At 36.9% G+C, this 19220-nt stretch carries 11 protein-coding genes; all 11 read left to right on the forward strand.

All coding sequences use genetic code 11. The features are described 5' to 3' along the window. The first annotated feature begins 375 nt into the window (after positions 1–375). The 11 genes from QM491_RS16590 to QM491_RS16640 all read left to right on the forward strand — a co-directional run bounded on the left by QM491_RS16590 (position 376) and on the right by QM491_RS16640 (position 19191). Positions 376–807 carry a MarR family winged helix-turn-helix transcriptional regulator gene (locus QM491_RS16590; protein WP_095163830.1) on the forward strand — a complete coding sequence of 144 codons (432 nt, stop codon included), beginning with the start codon at positions 376–378 and terminating at the stop codon, positions 805–807. Positions 808–877: 70 nt separating this feature from the next. Then, the gene (locus QM491_RS16595; protein ID WP_283328689.1) at positions 878–2209 is read left to right on the forward strand and encodes a TolC family protein; all 1332 of its coding nucleotides are present in this window, start codon (positions 878–880) and stop codon (positions 2207–2209) included. 12 nt (positions 2210–2221) lie between these two features. Further along, positions 2222–3274 (forward strand): efflux RND transporter periplasmic adaptor subunit, encoded by a 1053-nt coding sequence (locus tag QM491_RS16600; protein WP_283328691.1) that lies wholly within the window; start codon positions 2222–2224, stop codon positions 3272–3274. A 20-nt stretch (positions 3275–3294) separates the two neighbouring features. Then, on the forward strand, positions 3295–6396 hold the full coding sequence (locus QM491_RS16605) for an efflux RND transporter permease subunit (protein WP_283328692.1): 3102 nt from the start codon (positions 3295–3297) through the stop codon (positions 6394–6396). Positions 6397–7015: 619 nt separating this feature from the next. Further along, a complete protein-coding gene (locus QM491_RS16610; RefSeq protein ID WP_283328694.1) occupies positions 7016–9820 on the forward strand; it encodes a TonB-dependent receptor in 2805 nt (934 codons plus the stop codon). A gap of 98 nt (positions 9821–9918) precedes the next feature. Beyond that, entirely contained in the window at positions 9919–10665 is a 747-nt protein-coding gene (locus QM491_RS16615; RefSeq protein WP_283328696.1) for a GLPGLI family protein, read from the forward strand. Positions 10666–10900: 235 nt separating this feature from the next. Beyond that, entirely contained in the window at positions 10901–13714 is a 2814-nt protein-coding gene (locus QM491_RS16620; RefSeq protein WP_283328698.1) for a TonB-dependent receptor, read from the forward strand. Positions 13715–13769: 55 nt separating this feature from the next. Then, entirely contained in the window at positions 13770–14498 is a 729-nt protein-coding gene (locus tag QM491_RS16625; RefSeq protein WP_283328700.1) for a GLPGLI family protein, read from the forward strand. Between the two features lie 148 nt (positions 14499–14646). Then, positions 14647–15600, forward strand: a complete 954-nt coding sequence (locus QM491_RS16630) for a ParA family protein (RefSeq protein WP_283328702.1) — start codon at positions 14647–14649, stop codon at positions 15598–15600. A gap of 6 nt (positions 15601–15606) precedes the next feature. Further along, positions 15607–16518, forward strand: coding sequence for a ParB N-terminal domain-containing protein (locus QM491_RS16635; protein WP_283328703.1), 912 nt, complete (start codon positions 15607–15609; stop codon positions 16516–16518). A gap of 390 nt (positions 16519–16908) precedes the next feature. Next, positions 16909–19191 (forward strand): NADP-dependent malic enzyme, encoded by a 2283-nt coding sequence (locus tag QM491_RS16640; protein WP_283328705.1) that lies wholly within the window; start codon positions 16909–16911, stop codon positions 19189–19191. Positions 19192–19220 lie beyond the last annotated feature (29 nt).

Raw genomic sequence — 19220 nt, forward strand, 5'->3', positions numbered from 1 at the left:
CGATAACTTAACTATTAGCATGAGTCATTCCTAATTTAGAGAGTTGAGATTGAGAGAAAGAGGGTTTATTTACTGTTTATCACAAAAGGCGTTCGAAAAACTCATTTCGAACGCCTTTTGTGATTATATCCCCTTTAGACGCATAGCATTGCGTCTCTACTAAATGTAGATTAAAAATAATCACTCATGCACTCAATCTCTAAATTAGGGATGACTCATGTTTTGTTTTTAAGTCTATGTAGCTTCATTTGAGCCGTTTATATTCTTTTTTTACTTTTTATCAAATTTCTTTGGAAAGTACATTTTCATTATCTAATTTTGAATCGTTGATTTTGTCAACTATTTTTAAAATCAACTTTTTAAAAGTCAACGATTATGGAAGTACAACGTAATTCATTTAGATACTTATTTGCTGATACAGTCAAAGCATTGTTCAAACAATCGGCTCGTGAATTGGCTAATGCAGGTATTCAGATTTTGCCTGAGCAGCATTTTTTGCTACATCTTATTGCTTCTAAAGAAGAAACAATTCAGTCAGATTTAGCCGAAATGATTCATAAGGACAAGTCGGCCGTAATGCGTCATATCGACCAGTTGGAGTCAATGGGCTATTTGATTCGTGTAAACGACACCACCGACCGTCGCAAAAAACATTTGGTGATTACCGAAGCAGGAAAAGATATCATGAAACAGTGCCAAGAGGTTATCGATGTGGTGACCGAAAGAAATTTGGTAGGTATTACAGAAGAAGAGCTTGAGGTATTTACCAAAGTTTTAATCAAACTAAAGCAAAATTCAGAAAAATAATTTTTTTGCCCAAATAGTTGATAAAATCAACTATTGAAAGCTCAACAATATTAAAATCAACTACTCTTTTATGAAAACAATACCATATTACCTAGCACTGTTAGGATGTTGGCTTTCGCTAAGTGCTCAGGCACAGCAACGTTTGACCCTAAAAACGAGTGTAGATTATGCGCTCAAAAATCATGTCAGTAATACGATTTACGAGAACGAAATAGCCTTAGCTAAACAAAAATCTGTAGAAGCATTAGCAGGATATTTGCCTCAAGTAAATGGTACAATTACATTTGATGATAACCTAAAGCGTCAAATTACTGTGATTCCTGCGGGGGCGTTTTCTCCTACAGAAATTAGATTACAGTTTGGTAATCAATACAATACCATGGGTACAGCCCAACTCGACCAAGTAATTTATGACAAGTCGATGTTAGTGGGTATCAAAGCTGCCGAACCCAACAACCAGCTTTCGGCTTTTAAGAAAGAACAAAACCAAGAGCAACTGATTTACAATACAGTAAGTGCGTATTTTCAAGTATTAGTCATCAAAGAACAAGAAAAATTAACGCTTGAAAACGAAAAGAAATATAAAGACTTGTTAGAGATTTTGGCGCTTCGTTTAGAGAAAGGCGTGATTAAAAAAACAGAGTATGATCGTACTAAAGCAAGCTTGAACAATATTGTTGCCCAAAAATCAATCCTACAGGTAAACAAGCAAATCGCTTTAAACCGTCTCAAAAATGCCATAGGTATGCCCGTTACTGAAGATGTAGTAGATGTTGAATCTTTGAATTATGAAGGAATGACGCTAGTAGAAAAAGAGAATGGATTTGAAATAGGCAACTTATTAGACCTTAAAATTCAAAATGCTAATGCCTCACTTTTGTCTTTTGATGTAAAGCGCAAAGAAGCAGCTTTCTTGCCAACGGTTTCGATGTATGCCCGTTATGGTGGACAAAGTTTTGGGAATGAATTTGGTCCTTCATTCGGCAAATGGTTTGATTTCTCAACGGTTGGTTTAAAAGTAAATATTCCGATGTTCAGTGGTTATCGTAAAAGCAGCCAGCTTAAGCAAGCAGAAATTTCATTGCTAAACGCCAAAGCGAACTACAAGCTTATGAGTGATAACCTTTCTATGCTATATCATAACTCCTCGGCACAATTGCAAAAGTCTCAATCGGACTTAGGAATCAACCGCGAAAACCTCACTTTTGCCAAAACAGTCTTAGAAAGTACTACGGTAGAATACGAAAAAGGAGTGGCAACATTGTCAGATTTGCTCAATTCTGATTACTCGTTCAAAGAAGCACAAAGTAATTACATGACTTCGCTTATCAATGTGCTGAGTTCGAGATTGGAATATGAAAAATCAAAAGGTTCTTTAAAAAGCTATATCAATCAATTTTAATCAAAAATATCAATGAAAAAGTCAGTAATCACGCTATCCATTATTGCTCTGGTAGGATTAATTGGATTTACGCTATATAAAAACAAAAAGAAAATTGAAGCAAACAAGGTAGTTGTAGACCGTACGGCATTGCCAGTGGCTGTTTCGACTTACCAAGTAAGCTATCAAGAATTGGCTGGTGATGTAAGCCTTCCTGCCAATATCGAATTGACCAACGAAGCCACTGTTACAAGTGCTATTCAAGGTAAAATCGAAACTTTGGGTATTGAGGTTGGTTCACGTGTACGAAAGGGACAAGTAATTGGTTCTTTGGATTCAAAGGTGAAGCAAATCAATTTGAAAGCTAATCAGTTGACGCTCGACAAATTAGAAAAGGATTTGAAACGTAATGCCGACTTGTTCAAAGGAAATGCAGGTACAGAAGTGAGTGTTACCAACTCAAAATACGATGTTGAAAATACACGTATTCAAATCGAATTGACCAAACAACAAATTGCCGATGGTAATATTATTTCACCGATTAGTGGTGTGATTACTTCTCGAAAATTGATGGCTGGTGAATATGCAAACCCTGGTAATGTTATCGCTACCATCGTGGATGATGTGAATTTGAAAGCAGTGGTTTATGTCAATGAAAAAGATGTTTATCAACTAAAAATTGGTCAATCGGCACGTATTACTACCGATGTTTTTCCGAATAAAACTTTTGTAGGTAAAGTAAAATTCATTTCTCCTAAAGGTGACGAAAACCACAACTACCGTGTAGAATTAACCCTGACAGGCAACAGCCTTCGTGCGGGTACGTATGTGATGGTCAACTTTGATTTAGGTCGCAAAGGAAGCGTTTTGCAAATTCCAAAATTGGCTTTGGCAGAAGGTATCAAAAATCCTTATGTGTATGTTGTCCAAGACGGAAAGGCTATTGTTCAAAAAGTAACATTAGGTCGTGAAATTGGCGAAAACATTGAAGTTATTTCTGGTTTACAACAAGGTCAAGAGGTCGTTACAAGTGGTCAAATCAACTTGACTAACGGGACTAAAATTACAAAAACGTCTAATCAATAACAGCTAACTATCATAAGAATATGTCAGTTACCGAACTATCTATAAAACGACCCTTATTGATTACCGTAATTTTTGTAACGCTAATTTTATTTGGGTTTGTCAGCTATAAACAGCTTAATTATAACCTTTTGCCCAAATTTGAGGCAAACGTGATTATGGTTCAAACGATGTACCGTGGAGCCTCATCGGATGAAATACAAAATGTTGTCACCAAACCTATCGAAGAAGCAGTTTCGGCTATCGAGGGTATCGATAAAATGTCATCGCAGTCAATGGAAGGTCTTTCTTTGATTACGATTCAATTAAAATCTGGTGTGAATACCCTAGATGCGCAGCGTGATGCCGAAAGAAAGATTAACCAAATCAAATCTACACTTCCCGACGATGCCGACGATCCAGTGGTAAACCGCTATAATACGGACGAAATACCCGTATTACGTATTAGTGCTTCAGCCAACTTGTCGGAGCCTGCCTTGTATGATTTGATTGACCAAAAAATCAAACCTCAAATCGCCAATGTGGCGGGTGTAGGTACAGTACGCTTGATTGGTGGTAGCGAAAGAGAAATTCAAGTAAATCTTGATAATGATAAATTGCAGGCATACAGTATTTCGTCGGCACAAGTCAATCAAATGATTGCCAACAGCAATATGTCTTACCCTGCGGGTAGTGTACTAAACAATGATAATCGTACTTCAATCCGTTTGGATGCCAAATTGGTCAAAGTTGAGGAACTTCGTCGATTGATTATCCGTCAAAATGCCGATGGTAGCAGAGTACTATTGTCTGATTTAGGTACTATTACCGATGCTCAAACAGAACCGACAACCATCAACCGTAACAATGGTAGAGCAGGTATTGGTATCGAAATTGTAAAACAAGCAGATGCTAATGCCGTAAATGTAAGCAAGTTTGTAAAAGCAAAACTAATCGACATTAAAAAACAATATGCTTCTCAGAAGTTTGATTACGAAATTGCCAATGACCAATCGGTTTATACTTTGGCTTCTGCCGATGCTGTAGTACATGACCTTTTCTTGGCAATTGTGATTGTGGGTGGTGTAATGCTATTTTTCTTACATAGTTTCCGTAGTTCCTTGTTTGTATTAGTGGCGATTCCTTCGGCTATGATTCCAACATTTATCTTGATGTATGTGTTTGGTTTCTCCCTCAACTTGATGACTTTGATGGGTCTTTCATTGGTTGTAGGTATCTTGGTCGATGATAGTATTGTGGTTTTAGAAAACATTTACCGACATCTCGAAATGGGTAAAGGCAAAATAGAATCAGCCCTTGAAGGTCGTCAGGAAATTGGATTTACAGCAATCGCTATTACCTTGGTTGACGTTGTAGTATTCTTGCCTTTGTCAATGAGTGGTGGTTTGATTGGTAATATCTTAAGAGAATTTTCATTAGTGGTAGTATTCTCAACCTTAATGAGTTTGTTTGTGTCATTCACCTTGACGCCTTTGTTGGCTTCAAGATGGGGGAAAGTAGAAATACTAAGCAAATCAAGCCTGTGGGGACGTATCAATTTAGGCTTTGAAAGCTTTTTGGACGGTGTTAAAGAACAGTATGGTAAAATTTTAGTATGGTCTTTAAATCACAAACGTTGGGTTTTGATTGCCATTTTAATCTTGTTTGTGGGAGCATTTTCACTATTACCTGCTGGTTTTATTGGATCATCTTTTGCAGGAAATGGCGACCGTGGCGAATTAACTATTCAATTAGAGTTATCACCACAAACGCCTTTGTCACAAACTAACTTGGTCACGAAGCAAATCGAGCAAATGATTTTGCAAAAACCAGAAGTAGAAAAGGTTTTTGCCAATGTGGGTACTCAAACAGGTGCTATGGGTTCAGGTGGTAGCAATAGTAATATTTCCGAAATAGCTGTAACCTTAGTCCCTAAAGAAAAACGTAAGGTTTCGTCAGAGATTTTTGGTACACAATTGCGTGACGAAATCAACAAAATTCCTGGGGTAAAAGTTGTAATCCGTTTGACAGGGCTTACAGGGAATAGCGAAGCGCCTATCCAGATTGCTATTAAGGGAGTCGATATGAATGAGATTCAGCAAATTGCCAATCAGGTGAAGGAGATTGTTCGTACAACTCCTGGAACAGACTATGTGGAGTTTTCGACTAAAAGTTTGAAATCGGAGATCTCTGTACAACTTGACCGTGAAAAAATTGCGAATCTTGGTTTGAGTGTTCCTGAAGTAGGTGGAGCAATTCAATTGGCATTTAGAGGTAACGATCAATCTAAGTTCAGACAATCGGGCGAAGAATATCCCATCAATATCACCTTAGATAAATCCGACAAACGTTCTATCGAAAACGTTCGTGATTTGACCTTGCGTAATAGTCGTGGGGCTATCATCAAGCTCAAAGATGTAGCAACTGTAACAGAGGTAGTTGGACAATCGGTATTGGAACGTTCGGACCGTATGAACTCTATTAAAGTAACAGCCTCGGCAGTAGGTCGTGCGACTGGTACAATCGTAGCAGATATTCAGAAAAAGGTAGATAAATTAAAATTGCCACAAGGATTAACGATTGAGTATTTAGGCGAAATTCAACGTCAGAAAGATGCCTTTGGTAGTCTCGGATTTGCTTTCTTGCTAGGTGTTATTTTGGTATATCTCATTATGGTGGCTTTGTACGAAAGTGTGGTATATCCGTTTGTCGTATTATTTTCAATTCCTGTGGCTTTGATTGGTGCGCTATTGGCTCTTGCTTTGACGATGGAATCTCTAACCATCTTCGCCATTGTTGGTTTGATTATGTTATTGGGTTTGGTAGCTAAAAATGGTATTTTGATTGTCGACTTTACCAATCACTTGAAAGAGAAAGGATTATCTGTAAAAGAAGCATTGATTGAGGCAGGTAAAGAACGTTTACGTCCAATCTTGATGACGACTATTGCCATGATTACAGGTATGTTGCCGATTGCGATTGCAAGTGGCGCTGGTGCAGAAGTGAAAAACGGTATGGCATGGGTTATTATTGGTGGCTTAACAAGCTCACTCCTATTAACTCTCTTGCTTGTACCTTGTATGTACATGATTATAGAATCGTTGAAAAATAGAATTCTTCGTCGCAAAGCAGCAAAAACTGCTTAAGACCATAATTTTTAACTTGGTATTTCGTTTAAACCGCAGAGAAGCTTTTTCTGCGGTTTATTTTTTAACTATAGTTTTCTACCGAAAAATATAATTCCAGCCCATATTTTAAGCCTTTCATCCCATTCTTTCCTTACAATTTTTTGATAAAATATATCTTGCGCACAATATCCTATCGTAAGCTTATTGTGGCTATTGGTATGATATTAAAATTAATTTTTCATGAGACAACGATTTGAACTATTTTTTTAGTTAATTAGCTAAACTTTTAGTTAAAAAATCTTAAATTCATAAATACTCTTGTGAACTTCCTATAAATTTGAAAAGTCATTGTTGAAATAGGGACAAAAGCAACAGGCACAAAGGCACAAAGTGGTTTTATGTTTTTGAAGTGATATGTTGTTTACAAAATACATTTTGCTCAAAGCCGAAAGCCGATACCCGAAAGCTGAAACCCCATATATACACCGCTCCATAAACCATATGCGTAGTCGTGCAGAATTAAGTTGAAGAAATTAATGAGATAAAATATGAGTAATCATAAAATTACACTCAAAACTCATCACTCATAATTCAGCACTCCTATTTACCTCCAAGAAAATCTAAAATTCAAAATTCTATGAACAAATCTTTAGTTCTATTAATTGCTTTATTTTTTACATGCACCAACCTCTTTGCCCAAAATCCTACACGAGTAACGATTCGAGGCGTTGTTCAGGATACCAGCGCCACTACTTTGACAGGTGCAACGGTCATGCTTCTCCAGCCCAAGGATTCATCCTTGGTGAACTTTGCAAGGGCAAATGACAAGGGTACTTTTGAATTCAGAAATGTAAAAAATGCCACGTATTTGCTCAAAATCTCGTATGTAGGTTTTTTGCCTTATCAACAAAAAATCAAAGAGTTTCCCAACGATGTAAATGACCTCGGTCCTATCAAAATCAAGCCTATCGCCAAAGAACTCCTTGAAGTAGTGGTAAAAACTGCCAAAGCACCACTTAGTATCAAAGGTGATACGGTCGAGTACAATGCTGCTTCGTTCAAGGTTCCGCCTGGTTCCTCAGTAGAAGACCTCCTTCGCCGTCTCCCAGGTATCGAAGTCGATGCAAGCGGAAATATCAAAGCCCAAGGAAAGGATGTTAAACGTGTATTGGTTGACGGAAAAACTTTCTTTGGTGATGACCCGAAAGCTGCTACCAAGAACCTAGGAGCAGAAACTATCTCTAAGGTACAAGTATATAATGGCAAATCTGACCAAGCACTTTTAACTGGAGCTGACGATGGAAAAAAAGAAAAAACCATTAACCTAGAACTGAAAGACGAATTTAAAAAAGGTGCTTTCGGAAAAATTACAGCCGCTGTCGGTACTTCTGACCGTGGCGTATTAAGAGGAAATTATAACCGTTTCAACAAAAAGGAACAATTCTCTGTGTTAGGATATGCCAATAATATCAACGAAACTGGCGTAAACTGGAGTGATTATGGTGAATTTAAAGGAAATAACTCTTTTAATTCCAACGATAATGGGGATTTTGGCTTCGGAAATGGCAATAGATTCTATTATATGGAAGGTGATTATCTGAACAATTTCGATGGAAAAGGCTTTACAAACAACTTCGGTACGGGTGTCAACTACAACTACACTCACCAAAAGACAAAGTTTAGTTCGAGTTATTTCTATAACCAAACAAAGTTGAACCTCGACCAGTATCAGAATACAAAAACTTTCCTCCAAAACTCTAACTTTAGTACGCTCGATACCAACCATACAGTTAGTTTTAGAAACTCTCATAGTGTAGCTGCTCGTTTGGAACAAATGTTGGATTCCTCAAATACCATTATTGCTAAAACAAATTTGCGTTTCAGCGGTAGCAATAGTTCTGTCAACCAAGTTCAGCAGTATTTGAATAATTCAGAAGATGTTCAGAACCGTATAAACATGAACAATGGCTCTAATCTGAATGCCTATAACTTCAATTTCACCGCTATTTATCGCCATAAGTTCAAGAAAAAAGGAAGAACATTTGCAGCAAGTAGTACTTTAAGCACGTCATCGACCGATGGAACAGATAATATCCGCTCGTTGACACGCTTCTTTAATGCCACCAATGTTAATGACCAAATTCGTGCGATTTCGCAGCTTAACCAAAATGCGAATACCACGACTATGATTAAAGCTGGGGTGAACTATTTGGAACCGCTTTCCAAAAAAGTCTATTGGGAAAGTTTCTATAACTTCAACAACAGCGGACAAAATGTGGGACGTGATGCTTTCAACGGTAACTTAGAATCACAACGTTATGATAGTTTGAGTACTTATTATCAAAATCAAATTACCTACAACCGTGTGGGTTCAGGTTTGAGATTTTCAAATGACGGAATCAACTTATCATTCGGATTAGCAGTATTACAATATGACTTGGATGGCAAGGTATATCCTCAGAAAGGAAAACCTCTTACAGCAAATATCAGTAAGCAGTATCAAGCCTTGACTCCAAATTTCTCTGCCAATATCGAGTTCAAAAACAATGCTTATATGGGCTTCAATTATACGCTCAACGTAGAAGCTCCAAGTATAACAGATTTACAACCAGTGGTTCAGAACAATAACCCATTTTATATCACTTCGGGTAATCAGGACTTATTGCCAGCCAAAAATCACGAGTTAAGTTTTGATATTTCTAAGTTTGACCCTGCAACTTTTGCGAGTATTGGTATTTGGTCTTCGTACCGCTATTACTTGAGCCAAATAGTTTACAGCCAAACTGTAGATGCCAATTTGGTGACAAGAACTCGCCCTGAAAATATGTCAGGAGGTAAAAACTTTAACGTTGGTATGTATTCAAGTTTCCCAATCATCAAAACTAAATGGACGATGAATCTCTCAGGGAATATCAATACCTCAAATACACCAACCATTGTAAATACCGTTGTGAATCAAACCAACAATAAGAATTATACGATTAACGCTGGCTTTAGTATTACACCAAGTGAGAAGCTAATCATGAGCATCGAAGGTAATCTTGGATTCAACAATATTTCTTACACGATTGAAAATAATCAAAACCAAAATATCCGTACTAAGGGCTTATCAACATCTGTAAAATGGAATTTTGCTAAAAAGACTTTCTTCGAAACAAGCTTTGATTATAATAGCTATCGCAACGACCGCTTTGGATTTGACCAAGAGATACCTATACTCAACGCCTCTGTTAGAAGATTATTTATGAAAGAAAACCGTATGGAAGTACGTTTGGCAGCATTTGATATTTTCAACAAACGTCAATCCATTGTACAAACAGGCTACCTCAATACCGTGAGCAATCAGCAGGCATTGACGCTGGCACGCTATTTTATGTTGAGCTTGACCTATAACCTTAAAGGTCATTCGGATAAACTCAAGAAAAACGGAGGATTCTTTTAATGATGCTTGACGGCAAAAGGCAAAAGATGTCGATACTCTTTTGCCTTTTGTTAACTCACAGATAATCATATTCTTATAATCAGAAAACTATTATTTCGATGAAAAAAATATTTCTTTTAGCACTACTATATATCGCTTATTTTACCTCTTTCGGACAAAACAACGAAGGAGTTGTTTATTTTACGAGAACGACCTATTGGACAAAACTTAACTCTACCTTAACTTATTTGAGTAAGCAAGAAAAAGAAAGAATGTCTTATATGTTTGGTGGAAAAGACGACTGGGCCAATTACACCCTTCTCTATTTCAATGATAATGAATCCAAATATGTCAATTCTGAGGAGAAAAATGATGAATCGGAAGGATATGCTTGGCGTAAAGAGGCGTATAGTATTGGTCGTAATTTTACGAAAAATACGATGACAGATGTTATTGAAATGTTAGGTAAAACCTATATCGTAGAAGACAGCCTTAAGCTTCCTGAATGGAAAATTTTGAATGACTTGAAAGAGGTAGCTGGGCATATTTGTATGAAAGCTCAGGTAGAAGACCCAATTAAAAGCCAGAAAATTACCGCATGGTTTGCACAGGATATTCCTTCGCAAGCAGGACCTGAAAGACTTTGGGGATTGCCAGGGATGATTTTAGAACTAGACATCAACGACGGAGCGGTAACAGTTGTAGCTTCAAAAATTGAATTCAAAAAAGTAGACAAAGAACTTGAACCTCCCAAAAAACTTAAGGGTAAAAAAATCACTGACGCTGAGTATCAGGGCATGATTGATAAGTTTATCAAGGAAAAAATCAAAGAGGAAATAAATCCGTTTTGGGTGATACGATATTAGACTATTTAGTGTCGGTTATTAGAACAAAACAACAATGCTCATATTTACTCAATAGCTAATAGCTAGCTTTAGACAACTTGAACACAATTTTAACACCTAAAAATCATTTTATAAAATTTACAAGTTAATAATTACGCATATCTACGAAAGTTTCGTAGATATGCGTATCTTTGCTTTACCAAGAAAGCATTAGGTTTTCTTACTCATACCTCCATTAAATCTAAAACTCAGACTTATGAATCGAATTCTAGTCCTATTAAGTGTGTTGTTGTTACTCGCCATAACACAACTTTATGCACAAAACCCTACTCGTATAAGTATCAAAGGTATTGTTCAAGATACCAATTCGGCAGTTTTGGCAGATGCTACAGTAATGTTACTTTCACCTTCAGATTCCTCCTTAGTTAATTTTGGTAATGCCAATGAAAAAGGGGTTTTTGAATTTCGAAATGTTAAAAACATTCCTTATCTCCTCAAAATTTCATACGTGGGTTTTTTACCTTATCAGCAGCACCTCACTCCTAGCCCAACAGCTATAAACGATTTGGGTTTTATCAAAATCAAACCCATCTCGCAAGAATTACTCGAAATTGTGGTTAAAACTGCCAAAGCTCCCTTGAGTATCAAAGGAGATACTATCGAGTATAACGCTGCTTCATTTAAAGTTCCACCAGGCTCGACGGTTGAAGATTTATTGCGTAAATTGCCTGGTATAGAAGTAGATGGAAGCGGAAACATCAAAGCGCAAGGCAATGATGTCAAAAAAGTAACTGTCGATGGCAAAACCTTTTTTGGTGATGATCCAAAAGCCGCCACCAAAAATCTAGGTGCAGAGACCATCTCAAAAATTCAGGTGTTTAACCGTAAATCAGACCAAGCTACAATTACGGGCGTGGACGATGGTAGCAAAGAAAAAACCATCAATCTTGAGTTAAAAGAAAACTTCAAAAAAGGAGAATTTGGTAAAATTACAGGCGCCGTTGGTACCTCAGATCGAGGAGTTTTGAGAGGAAATTATAATCGCTTCAACAAAAAAGAACAGTTCTCTGTCATTGGATATGCCAATAATATCAACGAAACGGGTGTCAATTGGAGCGACTATGGCGAGTTTAAAGGAAATAATACCTTCAGTAGTTTTGATAATGGAGATTTTGGCTTTGGAAGTGGTGGCGACGCCTTTTTTATTGGTGGTGATGATGATTTATTGAGTAGTTTCAATGGAAAAGGTTTTACCAATAATTTGGGTGGTGGTGTCAATTACAATTATACAAATGACAAAACCAAGTTGAGCACCAGTTATGTATATAATCAAACTAAATTGAATTTGGACCAAAATCAGAACAAAAGAACTTTCCTTCAAAATGGTTCTTTCAGTACATTGGATACCAGTTCAACAGTAAGTTTTAGAGCTAACCACTCCATAAGTGGACGTTGGGAGCAAATGCTTGATTCGACCAATACCTTGATTACCAAAGCAAATTTGCGTTTCAGTAATTCAAATAGTGCTGTGGGTACTCGACAAGAATACATCAACAATAATGATGCTTTACAAAACCGTATCAATCTCAATAATAGCTCAAACCTGAATGCGTATAATCTAAATGGTACTGCTATTTTCCGTCATAAATTCAAAAAAACAGGACGAGTATTTGCTGCTAGTAGTTCGTTTGTAAGATCAACTACCGATGGAACAGATAATATTCGTTCATTAACACAGTTCTTCGAAGCTAGCAATCCCAACGACCAAATTCGTGCAATAGCTCAACTTAATCAAAATGCGAACCGTACGCTGACTTTAAAAGCTGGATTGAATTATTTAGAGCCTCTTTCGAAGCGTTTCTTTTGGGAAAATTTCTACAATTTTTCTAACAACCAGCAAAACGTTGGTCGCGATGCTTATAATGGTCTTATCGAAACTCAACGATACGATAGCTTGAGTACTTACTATGAAAACCAAATTACCTATAACCGCTTTGGAACGGGATTACGTTTTAATAAAAAAGGTATAAATCTATCACTTGGTGTAGCAGCTTTGAGATACGACTTGACAGGAAAAGTATATCCTACCGAAGGCGGAAATTTGACAACTCAGATTTCTAAACAATACGATGCTATTGTACCAAATTTTACAGCAACCTTCAATCCACAACAAAGTACCTACATTCGATTTGGTTATGGAATAAATGTCAATGCACCAAGTATTAGTGCTTTGCAGCCTGTTATTCAAAACACCAACCCTTTTTATATCACCGAGGGAAATCAAAACTTAAATCCAACCAAATCGCATGATGTAAACTTGAGTATTTCACGTTTTAATCAAAGCAACTTTACCAGTATCAATCTCTGGATGAATTACAATTACTATCTTAATCAAGTGGTTTATAATCAAACTGTTGATGCTAATTTGGTGACCCGTACTCGTCCCGAAAATATGTCTGGCGCCGAGTCGTTTAGAACGAATTTATATTCGAGTTTCCCTATTATTAAAACCAAATGGACTACCAATTTGAGTGTGAATTATAATCTCTCAAATACACCCACGTTGGTAAACTCAGTTTTGAATACTACTAACAGTAATGCCTACTCAGCTAACATTGGTTTTAGTATTACTCCAAGTGATAAAATATTTGTGACTTTAGGCGGAAATTACTCTATTAATAACATCAAATATTCAATTGAAACTCGTCAAAATCAGAATATTATTAGCAAAGGATTGAATATTGATGCTAAATGGAGCTTTATCAAGAAAACCTTCTTAGAAAGTAGTTTCAACTATACAGGTTACGAAAATGACCGATTCAACTTTTCTCAAAACATCCCCATTTTGAATATTTCGGTACGTCGCTTATTGATGAAAGATAACCGTCTTGAAGCACGTTTGGCAGCATTTGATGTATTTAATAAGCGCCAAGCAATTACACAAACAGGCTCTCAAAACTTTGTAACGTACCAACAAGCATTCACACTGGCTAGATACTTTATGTTGAGCTTGACCTACAACGTACGAGGACATGATGCTAAATTGAAAAAGAATGGTAATATGTTTTAGGTAAAATATTTCTCTATCTGGTTAGATATTATAGACACAAATTTATATGAAAAAAATGACCTTAATAATACTTTTGCTAGCCTTTGGAGTTTGGGCAAAAGCACAAAAAAACGAAGGAGAAGTAACCTTCAAACGAACGACTTCATGGACAAAAATGAATGACCAAATGACCTTTTTGAGTAAACAGCAAAAAGAAAAAAATGCCTATATGTTCGGGAATATTGACATTAGTACTCAAACCTATACGTTATTTTTTAGTCCTAAAGGGTCGAAATATGAGGAAAAGGAAGAAAATACCAACGGATATTCTTGGCGCAAAGAGCAATTTGTAATCTATAGAGACTTTGAAAATGAAACCCTCACCGATGTGATTGATTTTCTTGGAAAAACCTATATTGTAGAGGATAGTTTGGAACGTCCTCAATGGAAGATTCTCAACGACATAAAAGATGTAGCGGGTCATATCTGTATGAAAGCGCAAATTAAAGACCCTATCAAAAATCAAGTAATTGTGGCGTGGTTTGCACAGGATATTAAGGCAAAAGCTGGACCTGAAAGACTTTGGGGATTGCCAGGGCTCATACTCGAATTAGATATTAATAATGGCGCTTGTGTGATTTCAGCCTCCAAAATAGAGTTTAAAAAACTTACAACTGAATTAGATTTCCCCAAAAAACTCAAAGGAAGTAAAATCAAAGAAGTAAGATATCAGCAAATGATTGAAAAGCATGTGAAGGATAAGTTTAAAGAAGAAGTAAATCCTTTTTGGTCGATTAGATATTAGATTTTGAATAGTTATAAATACAAGTTTAGCACCTATATTTTGTCTGCATATTAATTTTCATAAAATATCTATCTCTTCTCTTTTTAGTAGTAATGTTATTACAATTTTTATATATTTGTAATAATATTACTACAAAATCGTATTGCAAATGCTTACACAAGAAAATGCGTTAAAGTTTTTGAGACACAGGCCAGCTATATCTGTTGCGGCTGTTGAAAAGCAGGCTTCAATCCCTTCTGGAACCATAGCGCAAGCTTTATCTAAAGGTCGTCAACTAAGTGAAAAACATTTGGTATCTCTCGATGGTGTTTTACGAGACTATGGTTATCGAGATGACCTTTATCAAAAGGCGAGGGTTGTTTCAGTCATAAATCACAAAGGTGGTGTTGGAAAAACCACCACAGTATGTTCTCTTGGGGAGGCATTGGCTAATAAGGGTTTTAAGGTACTTATGGTTGATTTAGATCCACAGGGCAATTTAAGCCAAATTTTAGGTATCGAACAACCAGAATTACAAGTAGCAGATGCCTTAATTCATGATGCTGATTTTCCAACAATTGAATTGCAAGAAGGATTAGACTTGTCACCGAGTGATATAGATTTAGGAAATGCTGAGTACCAACTTATACTTGTGCCAGGAGGCGATTTGCGTTTAAAAAATCGTATGACTCCCCTACTCACTAAGTATGACTATATTTTGATTGACTGCCCGCCTTCGTTGGGTAAACTTACGGTTTCAGCACTATATGCTTCAGATTCATGTTTGATTACAATGCAACCCGAAATGGCGGCAATGAAGGGAGTAAATTCTCTTTTGGAAAAAATCCATGAGATTAAGAAAAACCTTAATCCCATGCTTGAAATAGATGGATTAGTATTTACGATGGTCAAAAAGAATAGTGTGCACGATGGTATCAAAGAGGCTGTTCGTCATAACTTGCCTCTACGTATTTTCAAAACAGAAATAAAGCACCTAGTAGATTTTCAAAAAGCACAAGTAGCTGGAAATACCATTTCTAAATTTGCTACTCATTCAGAAGCAGCCCATCTTTACACAGCTTTTTGTGCAGAGTACATTGATTATTTACAGTTTTTAAAATAGTGAGCCATGGCCAAAAAGATAAATATAGGCAGTTTGATTGCCAGCAAAACCAAAGAAACCTTTAGTAACAATCAACTCATAAGCAGCGAATCTGTCAAAAATAACATTCAAATTATTGAAGAGCTTCGTCTGTTGATTCCCCCTTTAGGAGTAGAAGAGTTTACACAACTTGAAAATAATATTATTAAAAATGGTTGTCGTGATGCCCTCACTGTGTGGGAAACAACCACTGGAGTACTAAACCCTGATAGTGAAGACCCTGCTACGCCATGTTATATTTTGGTGGATGGTCACAACCGCTATGAGATTTGTAAAAAAAATGGCATTTCTTTTAGTGTTCAGCTCATGTCTTTTGCTTCTTTACAACAAGTAAAAGAATACATGATTGATTTGCAGTTAGGGCGAAGAAACCTCACCCCTGAGCAAATTTCCTATTTTAGAGGTCTTCGGTTTTTGAATGAAAAGAATGAAATTGGACGTTATGAACGCCAAAATCATGCGGTTCAAAATGAACCGTATGATTTTGCTGAAAAAGGAGACACAGCCGAAAGATTATCTAAGGAGTTTAATGTTGGACGCTCTACCATTAAAAGAGATGCTGCATTCGCCAAAGGACTCAACAAACTAGATACGGAGTTTAGAAATGAAATTTTGACTGGGAAGAAAAAAGTTGCGAAGGGTGTAATTCAAGCATTGGCAAATGAGACATCTTTAACTGAACCTATTGTTAGTTTGGAACAATTAGAAAGTGTAGCTACCAAAACATCAGTTGAGCAGAAAACACAACCTACTTCGGAGTTTGATACACATTATCAATTGCTTTTAAAAATAGCAAATGATTTTTACATCAATAAAAGCAAAAAACATCTGACCGAGCTTCAAGACATTATTAGCAAACTTGAAGGCTTTATATCTTAGTAATAAAAGTATGCGGTTCATTTTGAACCGCATACTTTTACTAACTTTTGTAAATAGAAAATAAATTATCTCTTTCTACCTCCTGTTTTTATCATGTTATCCGGTTCAAAATGAACCTTATCCCCTCCTATTTATCATCTATTTTACTTGCTCGATAGCTTATTATAATTCTCCTCTTCAAAACAGCAACGCATTCGATTATAAGACTTTTTCAAGATATATATGCTAAAATCTGATGAAAGACAGAAACAAATATCTTTTGTAAAGATTTTTTAGGATAATAGAGTAGAAAAGCACGGATTCTGCATATTACATGCAGTTTTGTGCTAATTTGTCTTAAAAAATTACTATTTATTTTGTTGCACTATAACCAATAGAAGTCTTATTATAATGAAAAACCTAAAAGAAGAAGCTCTTAACTACCACGCAAAAGGAAGACCAGGAAAAATCGAAGTGATTCCTTCCAAAGAAACTGCTACGCAGCATGATTTGACTTTGGCTTATTCGCCAGGTGTGGCAGAGCCATGTTTGGCTATTGCTGCTGATCCTGAAGATGCTTACAAATATACTGCAAAAGGAAACCTCGTTGCGGTAATTTCAAATGGTACAGCAGTACTTGGGCTTGGAGATATTGGTGCTGTGGCTGGAAAGCCCGTAATGGAAGGAAAGGGTCTTTTGTTCAAAATTTATGCAGACATTGATGTTTTTGATATTGAATTAGATACCAAAGATGTTGATGAATTTGTTAGAACCGTAAAAATCTTAGAACCAACATTTGGAGGTATAAACTTAGAGGATATTTCAGCACCCGCTTGTTTCGAAATCGAAGAGCGTCTGAAAGCGGAGTTGAATATTCCTGTAATGCACGATGACCAGCATGGTACTGCCATTATTAGTGCGGCAGCTTTAATCAATGCTTTAGAATTGGTAGAAAAAGATATCGCCAAAGTAAAAATCATTGTAAATGGTGCTGGTGCTTCAGCAATCTCTTGTACACGCTTGTATCATAGCTTAGGTGCTTTGAAAGAGAATATTTTTATGTTCGATTCAAAAGGTTTGATTCATCCAGACCGTGATAATTTGGATGGTAAAAAACAAGAATTTGCTAACGGAACGGCTCCAGCTTCGACTACCCTAGCAGATGCTTTGGTAGGAGCCGATGTATTTATTGGACTGTCGAGAGGAAATACCTTGAAAAAAGAGATGCTGGCTGCCATGGGAGCAGATTGTGTAGTTTTTGCCATGGCTAATCCAACTCCAGAAATTAGTTATGAAGATGCTACTTCTACTCGCACAGATTTGATTTTTGCGACAGGACGTAGCGATTATCCCAACCAAGTCAATAACGTATTAGGTTTCCCGTATATCTTCCGTGGTGCTTTGGATGTTCGCTCAAAAGTAATCAATGAAGAAATGAAATTGGCGGCTGTAAGAGCCTTGGCTGATTTGGCAAAAAAGCCCGTTCCTGATGTTGTAAATATGGCTTACGGCAAAGACAATATCGTTTTTGGTCGTGAGTATATTATCCCCAAACCAGTAGATCCTCGCTTGTTGACAACCGTAGCGCCAGCCGTAGCCAAAGCAGCCATGGATACAGGCGTTGCCAAAAGTCCTATAACAGATTGGGAAGCGTATGAAACCCATTTGTCAAAACGTTTGGGCTTGGATAATACCTTGACCAGAGTAATTATCAACAAAGCCAAAACAGATCCTAAGCGTGTGGTATTGGCCGATGCCGAAAATTTGACGGTTCTGAAAGCGGCACAACAAGTAAAAGAAGAAGGTATTGCCATTCCAATTTTGTTGGGAAGTGTCGAAAAAATACAGCAATTGGCGATCGAAAATCAGTTAAACTTAGAAGGTATCGAAATCATCAATTCGCATCAGCCACAAACAGAAACAGAACAGGCTCGTTTACAGAAATTCAGCGAGTTGTTTTTTAACAAGCGTAAACGCAAAGGCTTCAACAAGATAGAAGCCCAAGAGGTAATTCGTCGTCGTAACTATTTTGGTTGTATGATGGTCGAAACAGGTGAAGCCGATGCGATGGTTGGGGGTATGACTCGTAACTATCCAGATACTATTCGCCCTGCATTACAGACGATTGGTCGTCAGAAAGGAGTCAAAAAAGTATCAGGTATGTACATTTTGATGAGCCGTTTTGGTCCGTTATTCTTGACAGATACTTCGGTAAACTTTAATCCAACGGCAGAAGAAATAGTCGAGATTGCAGAACTTGCAGCTAAGGAAGTAGAAAAGTTTAATATCAAACCTAGAATTGCCTTACTGACTTATTCTAACTTTGGAAGTGCCGATGGCGACGATGCCATCAAAATGAGAAAAGCACTAGGAATCTTGAAAGAACGTAATCCTGAAATGATTGTAGATGGCGAAATGCAAGCGCACTTACCATTCAATTTGGATTTGTTAAAAGAAAATCATCCATTCTGTGACTTGGTTGACGATGGTGCTAATGTACTGGTATTCCCAAATTTATCGGCTTCGAATATTGCTTATAACTTAGTAAAAGAAATCGCTAATATCGAAAAAATTGGCCCAGTATTGTTAGGACTAGACAAGCCGATTCACTTGTTACAATTAGGCTCGACAACTCGCGAAATTGTCAATATGGTGGCTATTGCGGTAGTGGATGCCCAAATTAATCAAAGATAGATGCAAGAGAACAGGGATAAAGCATATTG

Source organism: Flectobacillus longus, assembly GCF_030056705.1.
Lineage (GTDB): Bacteria > Bacteroidota > Bacteroidia > Cytophagales > Spirosomataceae > Flectobacillus > Flectobacillus longus.